This window comes from Pseudomonas sp. AMR01 (assembly GCF_041946035.1).
GTDB lineage: Bacteria > Pseudomonadota > Gammaproteobacteria > Pseudomonadales > Pseudomonadaceae > Aquipseudomonas > Aquipseudomonas antarctica_B.
Window position 1 is genome coordinate 12,953 of sequence record NZ_JAUTYR010000026.1, and the last position, 20,917, is coordinate 33,869.

Below are 20,917 nucleotides of genomic sequence, written 5' to 3' on the forward strand. Positions count from 1 at the left end.
TCCAGCAAAACCTTGAGTGGTTGCTTCCACCGTTGACACTGCTAGCATCCGTCTCTCTTACCGCATCGCACTGCCAGGGATCGCAATGCCATCAACCCCTTTGGACACCCGCTACCAGATCGAGACCCCGGAGGGTATTGATCTGCCCCTACGCCCGGCAGGCTTGCTGCCACGGGCCTTGGCTTTCGCCTTCGACCTGGGCGTTCGTGGGCTGATCATGGGTATCCTGTTTGTGCCGCTGGCGCTGCTGGGCAATGTGGGCATTGGCCTGGGTTTGTTGCTGCTCTTCCTGGTCAGCTGGTGGTACATGGTGCTGTTTGAAGTGCTCAACCAAGGCTGCTCTCCCGGCAAGCAAGTCATGGGCCTGCGAGTCGTTCAGGACGACGGCACACCGGTCGGCTGGTCTGCCTCCCTTATTCGTAACCTGCTGCGTTTTGTCGACCTGCTGCCCTTCGGCTATTTCCTCGGCGCCATCAGTTGCCTGCAACATCCGCATTTCAAGCGCCTGGGCGACCTGGCCGCCGGAACCCTGGTGATTTACCACCAACAACCACTGGCCCGTCCGCACCTGCCTCAAGCCGCCGCGCTGCGCTTGCCCTTTGCGCTGGACCTGAGCGAACAGCGCGCCATCCTCGGATTCGCAGAACGCCAGGGCGAGTTGTCCACCGAACGGGTGCAAGAACTGGCGGCGATCCTCGCCGCGCCCCTGCAGGTTTCCCCGGCCCGGGCAGTCGAACAACTCAACGGCGTCGCCCGCGGTTTACTGGGGCCCACATGAAACAGAGCGTGTTCGAAAGCCATCACCAGCCGCAATGGAACGCCTTTGCAGAACAGCTGAAACTGTTGGAGCAAGGTAAAGCCAAGGCAGGTGACATGGCGGATTTCCCTCATCATTATCGGCGCTTGTGCCAACACCTCGCCTTGGCGCAGGAGCGTGGCTACAGCAGTTATCTGGTCGACCCGTTGCAGCAATTGGCCCTGCGCGGTCATCAACAGCTATACCGCCATCGCAGCCGATTGGGGGCAAACGTAGTGAGCTTCATACTGGCCGGCTTTCCTCGCCTGGTGCGTGAGCAGTGGCTTTTCGTGGCTATCGCCAGCGCGCTGTTCTTTGGCAGCCTGGCAGGCATCGCCTTGCTGGTGTATCTGTTTCCAGACCTCGTCTACAGCATCGTCAGCCCCCAACAGGTCGCCGAGATGCAAAGCATGTACGACCCCGATGCCAGCCGCCTGGGCCGCGCCGCAGAACGCGCCTCCAGTGAAGACTGGATGATGTTTGGCTACTACGTGATGCACAACGTCGGTATCGCCTTCCAGACCTTCGCCGCCGGGCTTTTATTTGGCCTGGGCAGCGTGTTCTTTCTGATCTTCAACGGGTTGATCATCGGCGCGGTCTCCGGTCACCTGACCGGGATCGGCTACGGCCAGACCTTCTGGTCGTTCGTCATCGGCCACGGTGCATTCGAGCTGACCGCCATCGCCCTGGCCGGCGCAGCGGGCCTGCAACTGGGTTGGGCGCTGATTGCTCCCGGGTCTCTGGCTCGAAGCGAGTCCCTGCGCCTGGCGGCCAGAAAAAGCGTGCAGATGCTCTGCGGCGTCATGGTGTTCCTGCTGATCGCAGCGTTTATCGAAGCCTACTGGTCCTCAACCACCCTTATCACTCCCGGGGTCAAATACCTGGTGGGGGCTGTGCTCTGGCTGCTGGTGGCCGCTTACCTGATTTTTGCCGGAAGGGCTCGCCATGCGCCTGAGTGATGCGAGCGTGGTCATTCGCCCCCGTACAACCTGGGAAGCCATGGACCTTGGGGTACTCATGGCCCGAGAACATCGCCTGCTGTTAATGAGCAGTTGGGCGTTGGTGAGCTTGCCGGTGTTTGCCTTGCTGACCGCGCTACTCTGGCAGCACCCGTCAGCCGCGATATTCCTGTTCTGGTGGCTCAAGCCGGCCTTCGACCGATTGCCGCTGTACATCCTGTCCAAAGCCCTGTTTGGCGAAACGCCAAGCGTCAAACAGGCTGTACGTCATTGGCCACAACTGCTCAAAAACCAACTGTTCGCCAGCCTGACCTGGCGTCGCCTCAGCCTGAGCCGCAGTTTCGTGTTGCCGGTCAGCCAACTTGAAAACCTGAAGGGCCAGGCGCGCCAGCACCGCTTGAGCGTTCTGCTACAACGCAATGCAGCCGCTGCCCGATGGCTCACCGTCCTCGGTGTGCATGTGGAAATCGGCCTGTGGGTGGGGTGCATGGCGCTGTTCTATCTGTTCATTCCTGAACAGGTCGAACTGGATTGGGACTGGCAACAATTAGCGCTGGTAGCCGGCTCGGAAGGCCTGTGGCTTGAGCATCTGAGCAATGCCTTTTATGCCTTGGTGCTGGTGTTCTGGGAGCCCATCTACGTGGCCTGCGGCTTCAGCCTTTACCTCAACCGTCGCACGGTGCTGGAAGCCTGGGACCTGGAACTGGTGTTTCGCGGGCTGCGCCAACGCCTGAGTAACGTAGCGACGCTACTGCTGCTGGCCGTCGGGCTGATGTTGGTACACGCCAGCCCTTCGGCTCTGGCGGATGAGACCATTAGCCCCAGGCAACTGAGCACCCAGGCCGCCAGTCAATCGATCAAGGCGCAACTGGAAGAGCCTCCTTTCAAAAACCCGGAGACCGTCACCCGCTACCGTTTTGGCGACGAAAAACCTCACGCTAAAAACACACCCCACGGTGAAGGCAAGCTACCGGCCTGGCTCCAAGCCCTATTGGACAACCTCAACAGCAACACTTTCAAACATGTCGCCCAGGGCTTGGAAATACTACTGTGGAGCCTGCTGATCGCAGGTATCGCGTTGCTCGCGTGGAACTACCGTAACTGGCTAAGCACCTTTGTCAGTCGGCGCAGCGGGCGAAAACAGAAGGCGGCAAGCCCTGTTCCAACCCAATTATTCGGACTGGAACTTGGCCTCGAAACGTTGCCAGAAGACATCGCCAGCGCCGCTGAAAAGCTGTGGTCGACACAACCACGCGAAGCCCTCGGCCTGTTGTACCGCGGCCTGCTCAGCCGGTTGCTGCATGACTTCAACCTGCCGCTGAAAAGCGCTGATACCGAAGGCGAGGTGCTTGAGCGCGTTCACCATTTGCAGCAACCACAGCTGCTCGCTTTCAGTGATGAGCTTACCCGCCACTGGCAAAACCTCGCCTATGGCCACCGCATGCCCACACCCGTTGCCCAGCAAAAGCTGTGCAGCGACTGGCGTGCGTTGTTTCATTCGGGAGCCGCCACATGAACCGCCTCTTACTCTGGGTAGGACTGCTGCTCGCCTGCCTGCTGGGAGCCGGTGCTTTTTATGCCTGGCACAAGGCAATCCCGTATGACGAAGTGGTGGATCGCGGGCCTTCGCCGCAAGCGCGGGCGAACCCTTATCTGGCGGCTGAGTATTTCCTGCGCCAGCAAGGCGTGACAGTGGAACACGCCAACGGCCTCGAACGACTCAACAGCCTGCCCCCGAAAGGCAATAGCCTGCTGTTGCTGGGCGAGCGCAGCAACATGGCGCCGCGTCAGGTCGAGCAACTCTTAGAGTGGGTGAAATCCGGTGGTCACCTGCTGGTCGTCGCCGAAGCGTTATGGGATGAAGAGACTCGCACCAGCGGCGACCTGCTGCTTGACCGATTGGACATCCATCAGTCACTGAGCGAAACCTTTGACGAACCAACTTCCTCGCGAAAAAAGAAAGTGCCGGACCTGACCAAGCTCTATATCGATAATGAAACTGCCCCGGCCTATTTCAGTTTCGATACCGACTTCAACCTCTCCGACCCCAAGCACCTGGCGCAGTTTTCCGCCAACAGCGCCAAGTCCAGCCACTTGATGCAACGCGGCCTGGGGCAAGGCACCGTAACGGTCATAACCGACAGCGACCTGTGGAAAACCCCAAGCATCGGTAAACACGATAATGCCTGGCTGCTGTGGTACCTCAATCAGGGCATGAACGTGACATTGCTCTCCAACAGCGATGTGGACAACCTGCTGACGCTGATGCTGCGTTACTTCCCACAGGCCCTGGTGGCACTCGTCGCACTCATTGCCCTGGCGCTGTGGCAGGCAGCCATGCGTCAAGGCCCAATCCAGGCACCCGCGCCCAAGGCACGTCGGCAGCTACAGGAACATTTGCAGGCCAGTGCCGATTTCCTGCTGCGTCGCAGTGGCCAGGGCAACCTGTTGCACGCCTTGCAGCGTGACATCCAGCGCGCCGCGCGGCGCCGTCACCCAGGCTTCGAACACCTTGAAACGGCTGAACAGTGGCAGGTGCTTGAACGCCTGACGCGCCAACCCTCCCACGTCATTAGTCAGGCCCTCGGCCCACTTCCGGCAAAACGGCTCAACAGCGCCGATTTCAGCCGTCGGGTGGCGTGCCTGCAAACTTTAAGGAATGCCCTATGAGCGACCTTCCAGCAGCCATTGCCCCATCCACCGACGACCTTAAACAGGCCAGCGCCAGAGCCCAGGCCCTGCGCATTGAACTGCGCAAGGCGGTGATCGGCCAGGACCAGGTGATTGATGACGTACTCACCGCATTGATCGCTGGCGGCCACGTCTTGCTCGAAGGTGTACCCGGCCTGGGCAAGACCCTGCTGGTGCGCGCACTGGCGCGGTGTTTCGGTGGCGATTTCGCGCGCATCCAGTTCACCCCGGACCTGATGCCCAGCGACGTTACCGGTCACGCCGTGTACGACATGCACACCGAACAGTTCAAGTTGCGTAAAGGGCCGATATTCACTCACTTGCTGTTGGCCGACGAAATCAACCGTGCCCCGGCCAAGACTCAGGCCGCGCTGCTTGAAGCCATGCAGGAGCGCCAGGTCACCCTTGAGGGCGAGGCATTGCCCATCGGCCAACCCTTCATGGTACTGGCCACCCAAAACCCTATCGAACAGGAAGGCACCTATCCCCTGCCCGAAGCCGAACTGGATCGGTTCATGCTCAAAGTGCGCATGGATTACCCGGAGGCGCAGCAGGAATTGGACATGGTGCGCGAAGTAACCCGTTCGTCCAGGGCCGACATGCTGGATGTGCAACCGCTGCGCACCGTATTGCAGGCGGAGGACGTGCTGGAACTGCAGCAAATAGCCAGCGAGCTGGCACTGGATGAACAGGTGCTCGACTACGCCGTGCGCCTGGCTCGTGCCACGCGCACATGGCCGGGCCTGACTATTGGCGCCGGCCCACGGGCCTCCATCGCGCTGGTCCGTGGCGCGCGCGCTCGGGCCTTGTTACGCGGCGGCGAATTCGTCACCCCAGACGACATAAAGGGGTGTGCATTGGCGGTCCTGCGGCATCGGGTGCGTATTGCGCCGGAGTTGGACATTGACGGGCTGGAGGTAGACCAGGTGCTCAAGCAGTTGTTGGACCAGATTCCGGCGCCTCGGCAATGAGCCGCCCATGAAACCGACGCGACTGTTGTTGAGCTGGCTGGGTGTGCTGCTTGTGCTGAATATTCTGCTCGGCGCTGCAACGGCGTTACAACTCAAGGTGCCCGGTATATTGCATTCGGTGGCGTGGGGCTTGTTGCTGGCACTGTTACTGCTGGCACTGCTGGACACCCTGCGCCTGCGCCGTCTGCCCTCTGTTCAGGTGCAACGGCAGATGCCCGGTAGCCTGGCACTTGGCCGTTGGGGCGAGGTACGCCTGACGCTGACACACAGCTACACGCAACCGATAAGGGTGCAGGTGTTCGATCATGTCCCGGATGGCTTGAGCCTGGACAACCTGCCTCAGGTCATTGAGCTGAGGCCCGGCGAACACAGCGAACTGGGCTATCGCTTGCGTCCGCTGCGCCGCGGACACTTCAGTTTCAGCCGTTGTGAAATTCACCTGCCCAGCCCGTTTGGGCTGTGGTCGGCACGTCGCTTGATCGAGGTGGCTGACGCGACCCGCGTCTATCCGGATTTCGCCCGGTTGTACGGCGCTCAGCTATTGGGTGTGGATAACTGGCTGAGCCAGTTGGGAGTGCGTCAACGCCCGCGCAGAGGCCTGGGGCTGGAATTCCACCAACTGCGAGAGTTTCGTGAGGGCGACAGCCTGCGCCAGATCGACTGGAAGGCCACCGCGCGCCAACGCTCCCCCATCGCCCGGGAATATCAGGATGAGCGCGACCAGCAAATTGTGTTCATGCTCGATTGTGGCCGGCGCATGCGCAGCCAGGATGACGAGTTATCGCATTTCGACCATGCGCTCAACGCTTGCCTGCTGCTCAGCTACGTGGCGCTGCGTCAGGGCGATGCCGTTGGCCTGTGCACCTTTGCCAGTGACCAGCCGCGCTACGTGGCGCCGGTCAAGGGCAGTGGCCAACTGAACCTGCTGCTCAATGCGGTTTATGACCTGGATACCACCCGGAGAACGGCTGACTATCAAGCTGCCGCCAGCCAACTGCTGGCGCGGCAAAAACGCAGGGCACTGGTGATTGTAGTGACCAACCTGCGAGACGAAGACGATGAAGCGCTGATGGCAGCGGTCAAGCGTATCGGCCGGCAACACCGGGTGCTGATCGCCAGCCTGCGCGAAGAAGTGCTTGACCAACTGCGTCAGGCGCCCGTGCAAACCTTGCCCGAGGCGCTCACTTACAGCGGCACGGTCGACTACCTCAATACCCGTAACGAACTGCATGACCGACTGAAAGCTCACGGCCTCTCAGTGCTGGATACGCTACCGTCGCAGCTGGGCGCCGCGTTGGTAACGCGTTATTTGGGCTGGAAAAAAGCCGGAGTGTTTTAAGGCGGGCATCGGACCCGGTCGAGGGAGCCCCGAACCGGTCCGATAATGCGTGATAGCTAGGCTGACGCCTGCAAGGGATCAAAACTGAAGTAATTGAGCAGCGCAGTGATCAGTTGCTCGTACTCGGCGGACGCCTTAATCACGCTGAACCCGGAGTCGTAATGCTGAGGGTTGATATCTTCATGGCTCCACAGGCACGTCGCGGTGAGGTCAATCGCCTGAATTTCGCCTTCCTGGTCAGGAATCTTAAGGCGCAGCTCGAAGTCTGCGTCGACCATCAAAGGCAAATGGCTGATCAACATCAGCCCTTTTGCAGAGACATTGCCCAAATATCCGATGGGTTTATCAGTGAAGCGATTAAACACCTGCAAAAAGCAAGATAACTGGTGCCGTTCGATACGTCGGTGCTTAAACATGTGTGATCACCCTCCTATAGCCATTCCTTGGCCGTACCAGTCAGCTCGCTCTCCCTGGATCTCGGAGCGACATCACGCAGCGTTTGGTCACTGCACAACTGCTGAATCCGGGCCTCGCATTCGTCCGGGCAAAAACTTGTACAAACGAATATTCAAAGAATAGCCCAAGACTGGCAACGGGCCAGCTATGGAGAAACAAAAAAACTTACAAAGATGCCGGGCGAGGTTGTGCAGCACTGGCGCCGGGATAATGACCCAACTGCTGCAGGGTATCGAGCCGGGCACGGGCGCGGTAAGCGTACTCACTGGCCGGGTATTGGCTGATGATGAACTGATAGGTTTGTACCGCATCGACGAACAGTTTTTGCCGTTCCAGGCATTGTCCGCGCAACATCGACACTTCCGGCTGCACATAACGACGGGTACGGCTCTCGCGATCGACCTGGGACAATTCCAGGGTAACGCGCGCGCAATCACCCACCCCATAGGCGCGGTAAGCATTGTTCAAATGATGGTCCATTGACCAGCGGGTACAGCCGACAACACTGACGGCCAGGGCAGCAACGAGCAAAATTCGCATGGGGGTTCTCCTGTCTTGTGCAGTGTATCGACCCCTCGGCAAAAATCTTCAAGGATGTTCATCGATTCAACCGCAGCAAAAACAAGCCAATCGTCGATAAGTAGTGCAAACGAACAATGACTACAACGAAAGAGCATAGTAGCCTTCCCCAGCGCTTGAACTCAGGAGTCTGTGCATGTCCGTCCGTCGTACCAAAATCGTCGCCACCCTTGGCCCGGCCAGCAACTCGCCGGAAGTCCTCGAACAGCTGATTCTGGCTGGTTTGGACGTTGCCCGTCTGAACTTCTCCCACGGCACCCCGGACGAGCACAAGGCTCGCGCCAAGCTGGTGCGTGATCTGGCCGCCAAACATGGCCGCTTCGTCGCATTGCTGGGTGACCTGCAAGGCCCGAAAATCCGTATCGCCAAATTCACCAACAAGCGTATCGAGCTGAAGATCGGTGACAAATTCACCTTCTCCACCAGCCATCCGCTGACCGACGGCAACCAGGAAGTGGTGGGTATCGACTACCCGGACCTGGTCAAGGATTGCGGCGTCGGTGACGAACTGCTGCTGGACGACGGCCGCGTCGTGATGCGCGTCGACACCGCCACGCCGACCGAGCTGCACTGCACCGTGATCATCGGCGGCCCGCTGTCCGACCACAAAGGCATCAACCGTCGCGGCGGTGGCCTGACCGCACCTGCCCTGACTGAAAAAGACAAGGCCGACATCAAGCTCGCCGCCGAAATGGAAGTGGACTACCTCGCCGTGTCCTTCCCGCGCGACGCTGCCGACATGGAGTACGCCCGTAAACTGCGCGACGAAGCCGGCGGTACTGCCTGGCTGGTGGCGAAGATCGAACGCGCCGAAGCCGTGGCCGATGACGAAACCCTCGACGGCCTGATCAAGGCGTCCGACGCGGTGATGGTTGCCCGTGGCGACCTGGGCGTGGAAATCGGTGACGCCGAGCTGATCGGTATCCAGAAGAAGATCATCCTGCACGCACGCCGCCACAACAAAGCGGTAATCGTAGCGACCCAGATGATGGAGTCGATGATCCAGAACCCGATGCCGACCCGTGCCGAAGTATCCGACGTGGCCAACGCCGTGCTCGACTACACCGACGCCGTGATGCTTTCGGCTGAAAGCGCTGCTGGCCCGTACCCGCTGGAAGCGGTGCAAGCCATGGCGCGTATTTGCCTCGGCGCCGAAAAGCACCCGACCAGCAAGACCTCCAGCCACCGTATCGGCAAAGAGTTCGAAAGCTGCGACCAGAGCATCGCCCTGGCCGCCATGTACACCGCCAACCACTTCCCGGGTGTGAAAGCGATCATCGCCTTGACCGAAAGTGGCTATACGCCGTTGATCATGTCGCGCATCCGCTCCTCGGTGCCGATCTACGCGTTCTCCCCGCACCGCGAAACCCAGGCCCGCGCGGCCCTGTTCCGTGGCGTGTACACCGTACCGTTCGACCCGGCTTCGTTGCCTCCGCATGAAGTCAGCCAGGCTGCCATCGACGAGCTGATCAAGCGCGGCGTTGTGGAGAAAGGCGACTGGGTCATCCTGACCAAGGGCGACAGCTACCACACCATCGGCGGCACCAACGGCATGAAGATCCTGCACGTTGGCGACCCAATGGTTTGATGTGACACGCTGAAAAACAAAAGCCCCGCCATGTAGATGGCGGGGCTTTTTTGCTTTGCAGGCTGGCTATTGTGTTGGTTTCAGTGGCCTCTTCGCGAGCAAGCCCGCTCCCACATTTGACCTTGTTCCTTCAGGAAGGTACGCGTTCAAATGTGGGAGCGGGCTTGCTCGCGAAGGCGTCCGACCAGGCAACACCAACTTAACGCCGGGTGATAAACGCCGACAACGCCGCAATCGCCTCCGGCGACTTCAACCGCTGCGTAAACAACGCCCCCTCTTCCTCAATGACCTGCCGCAATTGCTCGCGGTCCACGCTCTTCATCAGTTGCTTGGTCACTTGCACCGCCCCCGGCGCCAGGCTTTCGAAGCGCTCAGCCATTTCCCGCGCCTTGGCCAACGCCGCCTCACCATTGCCCAGCGCCTCAGTGGCAATGCCCCATTGCGCCGCCTGTTCGCCGGTAAAACCTTCGCCCAGGAGCAACAGTTCCGCCGCCTTCGCATGCCCCAACAGGCGCGGCAAAATCAGGCTGGAACCAAACTCCGGACATAATCCCAGATTGACGAAGGGCATGCGCAACCGAGCATCACGGCTCACATACACCAAATCGCAATGCAGCAGCAGCGTGGTGCCAATTCCCACCGCCGCACCCGCCACGCCGGCCACCACAGGCTTGCGGCAGTTAAGCAGGCTTTTCATGAAGTGAAACGGCGGGCTGTCGAGATCGTTGGGCGGCTGTTCGAGAAAATCGCCGATGTCATTACCGGCCGTAAAACATTCACTGCTGCCCTGGATCAGCACGGCGCGTATGTCTGCATCCGCATCCGCCTGCTCCAACGCAGCGGCCAGTTGCGTGTACATGGCCCGGGTCAGGGCGTTCTTTTTATCAGGACGATTGAGCTGCAGGATCAGCAGCCCACGTTCGCGGTGTTGGAGAATGGCGTCGGTCATGGTGAATCTCGCGACTGAAAAATTCAGCGCTCAACCACGGGGCAGGAACACATCGGCCAGCAGTTGATTGCGCGGCAGTCCCGCCAGGAACAAGCGCTTGGAAAACGCCTCGACACTGTCAGGGTGCCCGCAGAGTAAGGCCAGAGTTTGCCGCGAAACAAGCCGCAGTTGCGCCAATGCCTGGGCCGACTCAGCCGCTGTCCACAGTTCCACCGTCAGGTTTGCATGCCTCGCAGCCAGCGCCGCCAAGGGTTCGGCCAGGTAGTGGCCGTCGCCATCATGGGCCAGGTGAATCACCCGGATGGCGCCCTGGTGATCCTGGCGCAGTGCCTCGCGCAATACGCCCCACAACGGGCCAAGACCGGTGCCCGATGCCAGCAGCCAAAGCGGTCGGGACTGCCAGTCGGGATCGTATTGCAACGCACCGCCGCGTAATTCCCCCAGGCGCAGGCGATCGCCAATCGCCAACTGCCGCGCGGCATCGCAGAATTCACCGGGCTGGCGGCAATCGATATGAAACTCCAGAAACGCCTCTTCCTGGGGCAAGCTGGCCAGGGAATAGGGCCGCGCCACCTGCCCGGCCCATAGCACCAGATGCAGCCCCGCGCGGTAGCGCAAACCGCGTTCGGGTTGCAGGCGCAGGCGCAGCACATGCGCGTTCAGCCAGTCGACACCCACCACCTGCGCAGGCAAGCCGTCACGCTGGGGATCAAAGGCTTCAACCTTCAAGTCTCCGGCGACCTGACATTGACAGGCCAAACGCCAGCCGTCCTGACGCTGCGCCGGACTCAGGGCCTCAGGGTTGTTGTCCGCAACTTCACCCTGACAACGCACCAGACACGCATGACAACTGCCCGCGCGGCAACTGTAAGGCACGGCCACACCGGCCTGATTCAGGGCATCCAACAGGTTGCTGCCGGTGGGGACCGACCAGTGGCGTTCGCCAACGTGCAGATCAGGCATATAAGGTCTCAAACAGAAGGGGCGCGCACAGGGAATCATGCCTGCGACAGTTTGACCATAGTCGGGTGTATCGGCCACCGCGCCGGGTTATACTGCCGCGCCTTTTTAGCGTCGCGCCTGCACCAGTGGCGTGCCTTGGAAAGGTGGTTTCAGCCGACCGATGCAACACTGAAGCCACCTTTATTGAATGTTCCCTTATAGAGGAGCGCGACTCATGACCGTGATCAAGCAAGACGACCTGATTCAGAGCGTTGCCGACGCCCTGCAATTCATTTCCTACTACCACCCCGTTGATTTCATCCAGGCCATGCACGAAGCCTACCTGCGCGAAGAATCGCCAGCGGCCCGTGATTCCATCGCCCAGATCCTGATCAACTCGCGCATGTGCGCCACCGGCCATCGCCCGATCTGCCAGGACACCGGTATCGTTACCGTGTTCGTGCGCGTGGGCATGGATGTACGCTGGGACGGCGCCACCATGAGCCTGGATGACATGATCAACCAGGGCGTGCGTCAGGCCTACAACCTGCCGGAAAACGTCCTGCGTGCTTCGATCCTCGCCGACCCGGCGGGCGCGCGTAAAAACACCAAGGACAACACACCTGCGGTCATTCACTACTCCATCGTCCCGGGCAACACCGTGGAAGTGGACGTGGCGGCCAAGGGCGGCGGCTCCGAGAACAAGTCGAAAATGGCCATGCTCAACCCGTCCGACTCGATCGTCGACTGGGTACTCAAGACCGTTCCGACCATGGGCGCCGGCTGGTGCCCACCGGGCATGCTCGGCATCGGCATCGGCGGCACCGCCGAGAAAGCCGCGGTGATGGCCAAGGAAGTGTTGATGGAATCCATCGACATTCACGAGCTGAAGAAGCGCGGCCCGTCCAACCGTATCGAAGAGATGCGCCTGGAGCTGTTCGAGAAGGTCAACCAGCTGGGCATCGGCGCTCAGGGCCTGGGTGGCCTGACCACCGTGCTCGACGTGAAGATCATGGACTACCCGACCCACGCCGCGTCCTTGCCGGTGTGCATGATCCCCAACTGCGCCGCCACCCGTCACGCGCACTTTGTGCTCGACGGTTCAGGCCCTGCGTCGCTGGAAGCGCCACCGCTGGACGCCTACCCGGAAATCGTCTGGGAAGCTGGCCCGTCGGCCCGTCGCGTCAACCTCGACACCCTGACCCCGGAAGAAGTGCAGAGCTGGCAGCCGGGCGAAACCGTGTTGCTCAACGGCAAGATGCTTACCGGTCGCGACGCCGCGCACAAGCGCATGGTCGAGATGCTGAACAAGGGTGAAACCTTGCCGGTAGACCTGAAAGGTCGCTTCATCTACTACGTCGGCCCGGTTGATCCGGTGCGCGAAGAAGTGGTTGGCCCGGCAGGCCCGACTACCGCCACGCGGATGGACAAGTTCACCCGTCAGATCCTTGAGCAAACCGGCCTGTTGGGCATGATCGGCAAATCCGAGCGCGGCCCGACCGCCATCGAAGCGATCAAGGACAACAAAGCCGTGTACCTGATGGCCGTGGGCGGCGCCGCTTACCTGGTGGCGCAAGCCATCAAGAAATCGCGCGTTGTGGCGTTTGCCGAACTGGGCATGGAAGCCATCTACGAGTTCGACGTCAAAGATATGCCGGTCACCGTTGCGGTGGATAGCAAAGGCGAATCCGTGCACATCACCGGTCCTGCCATCTGGCAGAAAAAGATCAGTGAAAGCCTGGCGGTAGAAGTGCAGTAAGCACCTCCTGCGCAAGGAGAAAGGCGACCGCGGCCCATGCCCCGGTCGCCTTTTTTATTGCCTGCTGACGTCCCGGTTGTAATCGGGCTTTCTGTGGCAGCCGAGCTTTCTGTGGCGAGCGGGGCCTGTCGTGGCGAGCGGGCTTGTTGTGGCGAGCGGGCTTGCCCCGCGTTGGGCTGCGAAGCGGCCCCATCAAGAGCGCCGCAGTACATGCAGTTGCACCGCGCTGTCTGGTTTTAGGGCCGCTTCGCAGCCCAACGCGGGGCAAGCCCGCTCGCCACAGAAAGCCTGCTCGACAGATCAGTCCGGCTAGCCACTGCATGCTATGGTGCTCGCCTCCTTACCGTGCCTGCCCATCACCGTATGATCGTGATCCCTCGCCCTCTGCGCCTGACGTTCTACTCGCTGCTGATCATCGCCGGCGCGGTGCTGGCCGCTGCCTTGGCCACGCGACATGCCGAACGCCAGGCGCTGGTGGACGACGCCGCCCGCGCCAATCAGCAACTCACGCTGTATGGCAACTCGCTGCATACCCTGATCGAACGCTACCGCGCCCTGCCCGCCGTGCTGGCCCTGGACTCGGAAATGATCAGCGCCCTGAAAAACCCGGTGGATGCGACGACCCGGGACGTGCTCAACCGCAAGCTGGAACGCATCAACGGCGCCGCGCAATCGTCCACGCTGGAACTGATGGACCGCACCGGCCTTGCCGTCGCGGCCAGCAACTGGAACCTGCCAAGCAGTTATGTAGGCCACAACTACGCGTTCCGGCCATATTTTCGCCAGACACTGAGCCAGGGCACCGGGCGCTTTTACGCCGTGGGCGTGACCACCGGAATACCCGGCTACTTCCTCTCCAGCGCCGTGGTCGATGAGAACGAGCAGTTCCTTGGCGCCATGGTGGTCAAGCTGGAATTCCCTGAACTGGAGCGCGAGTGGGCTCAGGGCAATGACCTGCTGCTGGTCAGCGACGCCCGTGGCATCGTGTTCATCGCCAACCAGCCAGGCTGGCGTTACCGCGCCTTGCGCCCGTTGTCCGAGAGCGATCACGCCGAGCTCAAGGCCACCCGGCAGTACGACAAGAAACAATTGCAGCCTCTGGAAACCCACGTGCTGCAGCGCTTCGACGACAACAGCCACCTGATGCGCGTCAACGGCCCCGATGGCAACGCCAATTACATTTGGGAATCCCTGCCGCTGAAGGCCGAAGGCTGGACCCTGCACCTGTTGCGCAAACCGCAGTTCGCTTTTGAAGACCAGCGCAACGCTGGCCTCGCCGCCGCCGGGTCCTGGCTGGCGCTGGTATTCCTCGCGCTGTTCCTGAGCCAACGCTGGCGCCTCGCCCGTTTGCGCCAGCGCAGCCGCGAAGAGTTGGAACAACTGGTGGAAGAGCGCACCCAGGCCCTGCGCACCGCTCAGGATGGCTTGGTGCAATCGGCGAAGCTGGCGGCACTGGGGCAGATGTCCGCCGCCCTCGCCCATGAAATCAACCAACCGCTGACCGCCCAGCGCATGCAATTGGCCACTTTGCGCCTGCTGCTCGACCACGGCCGCGTGGATGACGCCTATAAAGCCCTGACGCCGCTGGACGACATGCTCACGCGCATGGCCGCGCTCACCGGCCACCTCAAGACGTTCGCGCGCAAAAGCCCGAGTGGCCTGCGCGAGCGCCTGGATTTGTCCACCGTGGTCGACCAGTCGCTGCAGTTACTCGACGCGCGCCTGCGTGATGAAGCCATCGGCGTGGTGCTCGACCTGACCCGCCCGGCGCTGGTGCGCGGCGATGCCATTCGCCTGGAACAGGTGCTGATCAACCTGTTGCGCAATGCACTCGACGCGATGGCCGGCAAACCGCGCAAGCGCCTGGAAATACGGCTGCACGCCGACGAACAACTGTGGCAACTGACCGTCAGCGACAGCGGTGGCGGGATTGCCGACGAACACCTCAACAGCGTGTTCGACCCCTTCTTCACCACCAAGCCTGTGGGTGACGGGCTCGGTTTGGGGCTGGCGGTGTCCTACGCTATCGTGCACGAATTGGGCGGTCGCCTGATCGCCAGCAACCGTGGCGATGGCGCGGTGTTTACCCTGACGTTGCCTATCGCGCTGGAGACGCCCGACTTATGTTGAACGCAGTGATTGTGGTTGATGACGAAGCCAGCATTCGCACGGCCGTCGAGCAGTGGTTGAGCCTGTCGGGGTTCGACGTGCAGCTGTTCAGCCGCGCCGAAGAGTGCCTGGCGCAGCTGCCCAAGGATTTTCCCGGGGTGATTTTGAGCGACGTGCGCATGCCCGGCCTCAGCGGCCTGGAGTTGCTCGCCGAAGTGCAGCGCCGCGATGCTGATTTGCCGGTCATTCTGCTGACTGGCCACGGCGACGTGCCGATGGCGGTGGAAGCCATGCGCGACGGTGCCTATGACTTCCTGGAAAAACCCTTCAGCCCGGATGCACTGCTCAACAGCTTGCGCCGCGCGCTGGACAAGCGCCGACTGATCCTGGAAAACCGCCGCCTGCATCAACAGGCCGACCATCGCGAGCAACTCGAATCCAGCCTGCTGGGCGTGTCCCGGGGTTTGCAGAACCTGCGCCGCCAGGTGCTGGACCTGGCGACCTTGCCGGTCAATGTGCTGATCCGGGGCGAAACCGGCAGCGGCAAGGAGCTGGTCGCGCGCTGCCTGCATGATTTCGGCCCACGGGCGAAGAAACCCTTTGTGGCACTCAACTGCGCGGCGATCCCCGAGCAGTTGTTTGAAGCCGAGCTGTTCGGCCATGAAAGTGGCGCATTTACCGGCGCCCAGGGCAAACGCATCGGTAAGCTGGAATATGCCCACGGTGGCACCCTTTTTCTCGATGAAATCGAAAGCATGCCGCTGGCTCAGCAAGTGAAGTTGCTGCGCGTGTTGCAGGAACAGAAGCTGGAGCGGCTGGGTTCCAATCAAAGTATTCACGTGGATTTGCGCATCATCGCCGCCACCAAGCCGGACCTGCTGGAAGAGGCCCGCGCCGGGCGCTTTCGCGAGGACCTGGCGTATCGCCTGAACGTCGCGCAGCTGCGCCTGCCGCCGCTGCGCGAGCGCCGCGAAGATATTCCGCTGCTGTACGAGCATTTCGCACAGAGCGCTGCCGAACGCCTGGGCCGCAGTGCACAACCCTTGAGTGGCCCGCAACTGGGGCGCCTGCTCAGCCATGACTGGCCGGGCAATGTCCGCGAGTTGGCCAACGTTGCTGAACGCCAGGTGCTGGGCCTGGGCGAGCCGGAGCCGGAAGGCATTGAGGCCGGGCAGTCACTGGCGGCGCAGCAGGAAGCCTTTGAAGCGCATTGCCTGAAGGCTGCGCTGAAGCGACATAAGGGTGATATCAAAGCGGTGCTGGCGGAGTTGCAACTTCCGCGGCGTACCTTCAATGAGAAAATGCAGCGGCATGGGTTGGTAAGAGACACATTCCTCTAGGCCGAATCTCGTATTGCCTGGCAGGACGCCTTCGCGAGCAAGCCCGCTCCCACATTTGATCCCATTCCAACTGGATGGATGCGGTCGAATGTGGGAGCGGGCTTGCTCGCGAAGAGGCCAGCCGACATAAGCGGATTTCCGCTCACAGACTACAAATCATCAGCGACTTTCCGCTCAAAAAAAGTCTGAAACCCTTCTAAACCGGGCCTTCATCTACCTGGCACAGCTTCTGCTATAGCCCAGACCAGGCGGCGCCCGCGCGCACGCTCCACAAAAACAATTAGATGAAGGATCCTTCAATGGATAACTCCAACTCCCTGCCTCTGGGGTCGGCGGCTGCGCCGACGAAAGAACGCACGACTTCAAGCCGGATCAAATCGATTTTCAGTGGTTCGGTCGGCAACATGGTCGAGTGGTATGACTGGTACGTCTACGCCGCCTTCTCGCTGTACTTCGCCAAAGCCTTTTTCCCCAAAGGCGACACCACTGCCCAACTGCTCAACACCGCCGCGATCTTCGCCGTGGGCTTTTTGATGCGCCCGATCGGTGGCTGGCTGATGGGCCTGTACGCCGACCGCAAGGGCCGCAAAGCCGCATTGATGGCCTCGGTTCTGTTGATGTGTTTCGGTTCACTGATCATCGCCCTGACCCCGGGTTATGAAACCATCGGTGTCGGCGCGCCGATCCTGTTGGTGTTCGCACGCCTGCTGCAAGGTTTGTCGGTGGGTGGCGAATACGGCACCTCGGCCACGTACCTGAGCGAAATGGCGACCAAGGAACGTCGCGGTTTCTTCTCCAGCTTCCAGTACGTCACCCTGATCTCCGGCCAGCTCATCGCCCTCGGCGTGCTGATCGTGCTGCAACAGACCCTGACCACCGAGCAACTGTACGACTGGGGCTGGCGTATCCCGTTTGTCATCGGCGCACTCTGTGCAATCGTTGCGCTGTACCTGCGTCGCGGCATGGAAGAAACCGAGTCGTTCACCAAGAAGGAAAAAGCCAAGGAAAGCGCGATGCGCACCTTGATGCGCCACCCCAAGGAACTGATGACCGTGGTCGGCCTGACCATGGGCGGCACCCTGGCGTTCTACACCTACACCACCTACATGCAGAAGTACCTGGTGAACACCGTCGGCATGAGCATCTCCGACTCCACGACCATTTCGGCGGCGACGCTGTTTCTGTTCATGTGCCTGCAACCGCTGGTCGGCGGGCTGTCGGACAAGGTCGGCCGCCGGCCCATCCTGATCGCCTTCGGCATCCTCGGCACGCTGTTCACCGTGCCAATCCTCACCACCTTGCACACCATTCAAAGCTGGTGGGGCGCGTTTTTCCTGATCATGGCCGCGCTGATCATCGTCAGCGGCTATACCTCGATCAACGCGGTGGTGAAGGCCGAATTGTTCCCGACCGAAATCCGCGCGCTGGGCGTCGGCCTGCCGTATGCCCTGACCGTGTCGATCTTCGGCGGTACCGCTGAATACATCGCGCTGTGGTTCAAGAGCATCGGCATGGAAACCGGTTACTACTGGTACGTGACGGCGTGCATTGCGGTGTCGCTGGCGGTCTATGTGACCATGAAAGACACCCGCAAACACTCGCGCATCACCACCGACTAACCGCCGCTCCCAGATTGGGTATGATGCCTGTCCCGAAACCGAGAGCGGAACAGGCCATGTCTGACGATATCCATTTCTACGAACCAGCCAACGGCCACGGTCTGCCCCATGACCCGTTCAATGCCATTGTGGGCCCACGGCCCATTGGCTGGATTTCTTCCCACGACAGCGAAGGCCGCCTGAACCTGGCGCCTTACAGCTTCTTCAACGCCTTCAACTACATTCCGCCGATCATTGGATTTTCCAGCGTCGGACGCAAAGACAGCCTGAACAACATCGAACAGACCGGCGAGTTTGTATGGAACCTGGCCACTCGCCCGTTGGCCGAGCAGATGAACCAGAGTTGTGCGGCGGTTTCGCCGGAAGTGAACGAATTCGAGCTGTCCGGCCTGACGCCGGTGGCCTCAAAAATCGTAGGCGTGCCACGGGTGGGCGAGAGCCCGGTGTCGTTCGAATGCAAGGTGACGCAGATCATTCAGCTGCAACGTGCCGACAAAGAGTTGGTGCCGAGCTGGCTGGTGTTGGGCGAGGTGGTCGCGGTGCACATTGCCAAGTGGCTGCTCAAGGATGGCATCTACGACACCGCCGCCGCCGAGCCGATCTTGCGTGGCGGCGGGCCAGCGGATTACTTCCAGTTGGGGCCGGAGGCGCTGTTCAAGATGTATCGCCCCGGCGCCAAAAAGCCTGACTGAAATACACTCAAAAATGTGGGAACGGGCTTGCTGTGGCGAGGGAGCTTGCTCCCGTTCGACAGCGAAGCTGGAGCCCGCTTTTTGGGGGCGCTTCGCACCCCAGCGCAAGCAAGCTTGCTCGCCACAGCAAGCCCGCTCCCACATTTGATCTGTGTTTATCTGATCATTCGAACGGGGTGTGGCTTCAGTTTTCGGCAGTTGCCCAGGTCAATTGACCTTCTTCGTCCACATTAACCAACCGCTCAAGCTGCACGGTCGCCGCATCATCAGCGTCGGAGGCCGTCTTGAACGTCTGCCCTTCAAGGATCTTGTGAAACTGCGGGGCGCCCATGCCATCCAGTGCCTTGACGGCCACGGCGGCGCTGTAGCCCCCTTCACCCGGTACTACGGCGGAAACGGCTTCGTGGTGAGCAAATTGTTTACGTGCCATGTTGCAGGTCCTGGCCAATGGAAAGTCGGCCATTCTAAACCTGATCAGCCGGCGAGTTGCAGGTACTCGCCATAGGCGTGCGCGGCAGAGGCGTCGGTAAAGGTCTGGAAATCCATGCTGCGGATCACCCTGTCGTTCAACAGCTCGGTAAAGATCATCAGGGCTGGCGAGTTGAAGTAGGCACTCATCGCCTGCTCGCTGTTCCAGAAACCCGAGACCAGCCATATATCGGGGTCGACCTGGGAATGCTGCAACGAGAATTGCAGGCAACCCTGAGCCTGACGGCCCGGTTCAATCAAACTGCTCAAGCGTGCACCGAGTTCGGTGCTGCAACCGCTGCGTGCGCGGATAAAGGCCATATGGCTCGCGGGAATGGGGGTGGACATGTTCGACTCTCCCGTTGAGAAGTGATGCTCGGCAAGCACTGTGAGGGCGTGTTGCCACAGGATCAAAGATAACGGCGCGGCTGTGGGCGCAGTTAGTCAATTCCTGCAGGCTTATTGCACAATCCTGCGAAAAGCGTAGGCAAGACGTTCGGCCCCCGGCACTTATTCCATGCCATGCTCAGTGTTTCAGGGAGATGACAGGCCGCGCCCTTGCCTGATTCACGTCCAGTCGCAGGATCAGGCAAGGATTGTGCAGAATTGACGTAACACTATTTGCAAAGCCGCCGCTAAGCTGACCCCATCAAAGAAGCGTGCAGAGGTCGCCCCATGTCGTCGCGTGAACCCAAGTCCATTCCCCTCGATGCCGAGTTGGAAAAGCAGCGCGCCGAACTGGCCAGCATCGTGCAACGGCACACGTGGGAGGACGGTTCCTATGGCACCGCGATCACCTCGTTGTACCTGAACCGCCACAACACACCGCGTGACTTCATGCCGGTGCTGGTGGAGCCTGCGCTGTGCATTCTGGCCAGCGGCAGCAAGGAAGTGCGCCTGGCCGACGAGATTTTTGCCTACGACCCGCTCAACTACCTGGTGTTCTCGGTGGCGATGCCGGTGGCCGGGCGGATCATCGAGGCCACGCCGGAAGACCCCAACCTGTCGGTGCGCATCAATATCGACCCGGCGCAGCTCACGGCCTTGATTGCCGAAGCCGGCCCGATGGGTGTGCCGTCGCGTCCGACGTCCCGTGGCATGTACGTCGACCGCATCGACGCTCAATTGCTCGACGCGGTGCTGCGTCTGGCGCGCCTGCTGGATACGCCCAAAGACGTCGCGATGCTCGCGCCGTTGATCAACCGCGAGATTCTCTACCGACTGTTGCGTGGGCCGCAGGGCTACCGGTTGTATGAAATTGCAGTGGCCAACAGTCAGAGCCATCGCGTCAGCCAGGCAATCAAGTGGCTGAACGTTAATTACGAACAGCCGCTGCGCATTGATGACCTGGCCAAGCAAGTGAACCTGAGCGTCTCGACCCTGCATCATCGCTTCAAGGCGATTACGGCCATGAGCCCGTTGCAGTATCAGAAGCAGCTGCGTTTGCAGGAAGCGCGGCGGTTGATGATTGCCGAAGGGCTGGAAGCATCGGCGGCGGGGTATCGCGTGGGGTATGAAAGCCCGTCGCAATTCAGTCGGGAGTACAGCCGGTTATTTGGTGCACCGCCGCTGCGGGATTTGGCCAGAATGCGCCAGAGCGTCTGACCTTATGCGGATATCAATGTGGGAGCTGGCTTGCCTGCGATAGCGGTGTATCAGG

The 20,917-nt window shown here is 60.8% G+C and carries 19 protein-coding genes; 13 read left to right on the top strand and 6 right to left on the bottom strand.

What is annotated here, in order from left to right; all coding sequences use genetic code 11:
• The first annotated feature begins 85 nt into the window (after positions 1 to 85).
• From Q7C20_RS19910 to Q7C20_RS19935, 6 genes are read left to right on the top strand one after another with little or no spacing between them, the layout of a single operon-like run.
• Entirely contained in the window at positions 86 to 778 is a 693-nt protein-coding gene (locus Q7C20_RS19910) for an RDD family protein (protein ID WP_348060165.1), read from the top strand.
• Positions 775 to 1,755, top strand: a complete 981-nt coding sequence (locus Q7C20_RS19915) for a stage II sporulation protein M (protein ID WP_375069677.1) — start codon at positions 775 to 777, stop codon at positions 1,753 to 1,755. The genes Q7C20_RS19910 and Q7C20_RS19915 overlap by 4 nt, the downstream gene beginning before the upstream one ends.
• Entirely contained in the window at positions 1,742 to 3,271 is a 1,530-nt protein-coding gene (locus tag Q7C20_RS19920) for a DUF4129 domain-containing protein (protein WP_375069679.1), read from the top strand. The genes Q7C20_RS19915 and Q7C20_RS19920 overlap by 14 nt, the downstream gene beginning before the upstream one ends.
• Complete coding sequence (locus tag Q7C20_RS19925) at positions 3,268 to 4,425, top strand: DUF4350 domain-containing protein (RefSeq protein WP_375069681.1); 1,158 nt, start codon at positions 3,268 to 3,270, stop codon at positions 4,423 to 4,425. The genes Q7C20_RS19920 and Q7C20_RS19925 overlap by 4 nt, the downstream gene beginning before the upstream one ends.
• Entirely contained in the window at positions 4,422 to 5,417 is a 996-nt protein-coding gene (locus Q7C20_RS19930) for an AAA family ATPase (protein ID WP_375069683.1), read from the top strand. Before Q7C20_RS19925 ends, Q7C20_RS19930 begins: the two co-directional genes overlap by 4 nt.
• Before the next feature lie 7 nt (positions 5,418 to 5,424).
• Complete coding sequence (locus Q7C20_RS19935) at positions 5,425 to 6,756, top strand: DUF58 domain-containing protein (protein ID WP_375069685.1); 1,332 nt, start codon at positions 5,425 to 5,427, stop codon at positions 6,754 to 6,756.
• 56 nt (positions 6,757 to 6,812) lie between these two features.
• On the opposite strand, the gene Q7C20_RS19940 is transcribed toward Q7C20_RS19935, so the two are convergent.
• Positions 6,813 to 7,172, bottom strand: a complete 360-nt coding sequence (locus Q7C20_RS19940; protein WP_375069686.1) for a PilZ domain-containing protein — start codon at positions 7,170 to 7,172, stop codon at positions 6,813 to 6,815.
• A gap of 205 nt (positions 7,173 to 7,377) precedes the next feature.
• Complete coding sequence (locus Q7C20_RS19945) at positions 7,378 to 7,752, bottom strand: tetratricopeptide repeat protein (protein WP_348060151.1); 375 nt, start codon at positions 7,750 to 7,752, stop codon at positions 7,378 to 7,380.
• A 175-nt stretch (positions 7,753 to 7,927) separates the two neighbouring features.
• On the opposite strand from Q7C20_RS19945, the gene pyk reads away from it, so the two are divergent.
• Entirely contained in the window at positions 7,928 to 9,379 is a 1,452-nt protein-coding gene (gene pyk / locus Q7C20_RS19950; RefSeq protein ID WP_375069687.1) for a pyruvate kinase, read from the top strand.
• Positions 9,380 to 9,578: 199 nt separating this feature from the next.
• Here the strand turns inward: pyk and Q7C20_RS19955 are convergent, their stop codons facing one another.
• Together Q7C20_RS19955 and Q7C20_RS19960 are read right to left on the bottom strand one after the other, a co-directional pair.
• Positions 9,579 to 10,328, bottom strand: coding sequence for an enoyl-CoA hydratase-related protein (locus tag Q7C20_RS19955; RefSeq protein ID WP_375069689.1), 750 nt, complete (start codon positions 10,326 to 10,328; stop codon positions 9,579 to 9,581).
• Between the two features lie 30 nt (positions 10,329 to 10,358).
• Positions 10,359 to 11,291: an iron-sulfur-binding ferredoxin reductase gene (locus tag Q7C20_RS19960; RefSeq protein WP_375069691.1), complete on the bottom strand. Its 933-nt coding sequence runs from the start codon at positions 11,289 to 11,291 to the stop codon at positions 10,359 to 10,361.
• A gap of 214 nt (positions 11,292 to 11,505) precedes the next feature.
• Here Q7C20_RS19960 and Q7C20_RS19965 point away from each other — a divergent pair, with 214 nt between their 5' ends.
• The 5 genes from Q7C20_RS19965 (at position 11,506) to Q7C20_RS19985 (ending at position 18,789) form a co-directional block, all read left to right on the top strand.
• The gene (locus Q7C20_RS19965) at positions 11,506 to 13,029 is read left to right on the top strand and encodes a fumarate hydratase (protein ID WP_375069692.1); all 1,524 of its coding nucleotides are present in this window, start codon (positions 11,506 to 11,508) and stop codon (positions 13,027 to 13,029) included.
• Positions 13,030 to 13,392: 363 nt separating this feature from the next.
• The gene (locus Q7C20_RS19970) at positions 13,393 to 15,159 is read left to right on the top strand and encodes an ATP-binding protein (protein WP_375069694.1); all 1,767 of its coding nucleotides are present in this window, start codon (positions 13,393 to 13,395) and stop codon (positions 15,157 to 15,159) included.
• Positions 15,153 to 16,478, top strand: a complete 1,326-nt coding sequence (locus Q7C20_RS19975) for a sigma-54-dependent transcriptional regulator (protein ID WP_375069696.1) — start codon at positions 15,153 to 15,155, stop codon at positions 16,476 to 16,478. Before Q7C20_RS19970 ends, Q7C20_RS19975 begins: the two co-directional genes overlap by 7 nt.
• A 299-nt stretch (positions 16,479 to 16,777) precedes the next feature.
• Positions 16,778 to 18,097, top strand: a complete 1,320-nt coding sequence (locus tag Q7C20_RS19980; RefSeq protein ID WP_375069698.1) for an MFS transporter — start codon at positions 16,778 to 16,780, stop codon at positions 18,095 to 18,097.
• A gap of 56 nt (positions 18,098 to 18,153) precedes the next feature.
• A complete protein-coding gene (locus Q7C20_RS19985) occupies positions 18,154 to 18,789 on the top strand; it encodes a flavin reductase family protein (RefSeq protein ID WP_375069701.1) in 636 nt (211 codons plus the stop codon).
• Between the two features lie 184 nt (positions 18,790 to 18,973).
• Here Q7C20_RS19985 and Q7C20_RS19990 read toward each other — a convergent pair whose 3' ends face one another.
• Both Q7C20_RS19990 and Q7C20_RS19995 read right to left on the bottom strand, forming a co-directional pair.
• Positions 18,974 to 19,219, bottom strand: coding sequence for a hypothetical protein (locus tag Q7C20_RS19990; RefSeq protein ID WP_375069703.1), 246 nt, complete (start codon positions 19,217 to 19,219; stop codon positions 18,974 to 18,976).
• 44 nt (positions 19,220 to 19,263) lie between these two features.
• A complete protein-coding gene (locus Q7C20_RS19995) occupies positions 19,264 to 19,605 on the bottom strand; it encodes an antibiotic biosynthesis monooxygenase family protein (protein WP_348062195.1) in 342 nt (113 codons plus the stop codon).
• 327 nt (positions 19,606 to 19,932) lie between these two features.
• Here Q7C20_RS19995 and Q7C20_RS20000 point away from each other — a divergent pair, with 327 nt between their 5' ends.
• Positions 19,933 to 20,862, top strand: a complete 930-nt coding sequence (locus Q7C20_RS20000; protein ID WP_348062196.1) for an AraC family transcriptional regulator — start codon at positions 19,933 to 19,935, stop codon at positions 20,860 to 20,862.
• The last annotated feature ends 55 nt before the right edge of the window (positions 20,863 to 20,917 follow it).

Bases quoted from the DNA above. Each gene is read 5' to 3' on its own strand.
- Q7C20_RS19910 (WP_348060165.1), top strand. From the start codon at position 86: ATGCCATCAACCCCTTTGGACACCCGCTACCAGATCGAGACCCCGGAG.
- Q7C20_RS19915 (WP_375069677.1), top strand. From the start codon at position 775: ATGAAACAGAGCGTGTTCGAAAGCCATCACCAGCCGCAATGGAACGCC.
- Q7C20_RS19920 (WP_375069679.1), top strand. From the start codon at position 1,742: ATGCGCCTGAGTGATGCGAGCGTGGTCATTCGCCCCCGTACAACCTGG.
- Q7C20_RS19925 (WP_375069681.1), top strand. From the start codon at position 3,268: ATGAACCGCCTCTTACTCTGGGTAGGACTGCTGCTCGCCTGCCTGCTG.
- Q7C20_RS19930 (WP_375069683.1), top strand. From the start codon at position 4,422: ATGAGCGACCTTCCAGCAGCCATTGCCCCATCCACCGACGACCTTAAA.
- Q7C20_RS19935 (WP_375069685.1), top strand. From the start codon at position 5,425: ATGAAACCGACGCGACTGTTGTTGAGCTGGCTGGGTGTGCTGCTTGTG.
- Q7C20_RS19940 (WP_375069686.1), bottom strand. From the start codon at position 7,172: ATGTTTAAGCACCGACGTATCGAACGGCACCAGTTATCTTGCTTTTTG.
- Q7C20_RS19945 (WP_348060151.1), bottom strand. From the start codon at position 7,752: ATGCGAATTTTGCTCGTTGCTGCCCTGGCCGTCAGTGTTGTCGGCTGT.
- pyk (WP_375069687.1), top strand. From the start codon at position 7,928: ATGTCCGTCCGTCGTACCAAAATCGTCGCCACCCTTGGCCCGGCCAGC.
- Q7C20_RS19955 (WP_375069689.1), bottom strand. From the start codon at position 10,328: ATGACCGACGCCATTCTCCAACACCGCGAACGTGGGCTGCTGATCCTG.
- Q7C20_RS19960 (WP_375069691.1), bottom strand. From the start codon at position 11,291: ATGCCTGATCTGCACGTTGGCGAACGCCACTGGTCGGTCCCCACCGGC.
- Q7C20_RS19965 (WP_375069692.1), top strand. From the start codon at position 11,506: ATGACCGTGATCAAGCAAGACGACCTGATTCAGAGCGTTGCCGACGCC.
- Q7C20_RS19970 (WP_375069694.1), top strand. From the start codon at position 13,393: ATGATCGTGATCCCTCGCCCTCTGCGCCTGACGTTCTACTCGCTGCTG.
- Q7C20_RS19975 (WP_375069696.1), top strand. From the start codon at position 15,153: ATGTTGAACGCAGTGATTGTGGTTGATGACGAAGCCAGCATTCGCACG.
- Q7C20_RS19980 (WP_375069698.1), top strand. From the start codon at position 16,778: ATGGATAACTCCAACTCCCTGCCTCTGGGGTCGGCGGCTGCGCCGACG.
- Q7C20_RS19985 (WP_375069701.1), top strand. From the start codon at position 18,154: ATGTCTGACGATATCCATTTCTACGAACCAGCCAACGGCCACGGTCTG.
- Q7C20_RS19990 (WP_375069703.1), bottom strand. From the start codon at position 19,219: ATGGCACGTAAACAATTTGCTCACCACGAAGCCGTTTCCGCCGTAGTA.
- Q7C20_RS19995 (WP_348062195.1), bottom strand. From the start codon at position 19,605: ATGTCCACCCCCATTCCCGCGAGCCATATGGCCTTTATCCGCGCACGC.
- Q7C20_RS20000 (WP_348062196.1), top strand. From the start codon at position 19,933: ATGTCGTCGCGTGAACCCAAGTCCATTCCCCTCGATGCCGAGTTGGAA.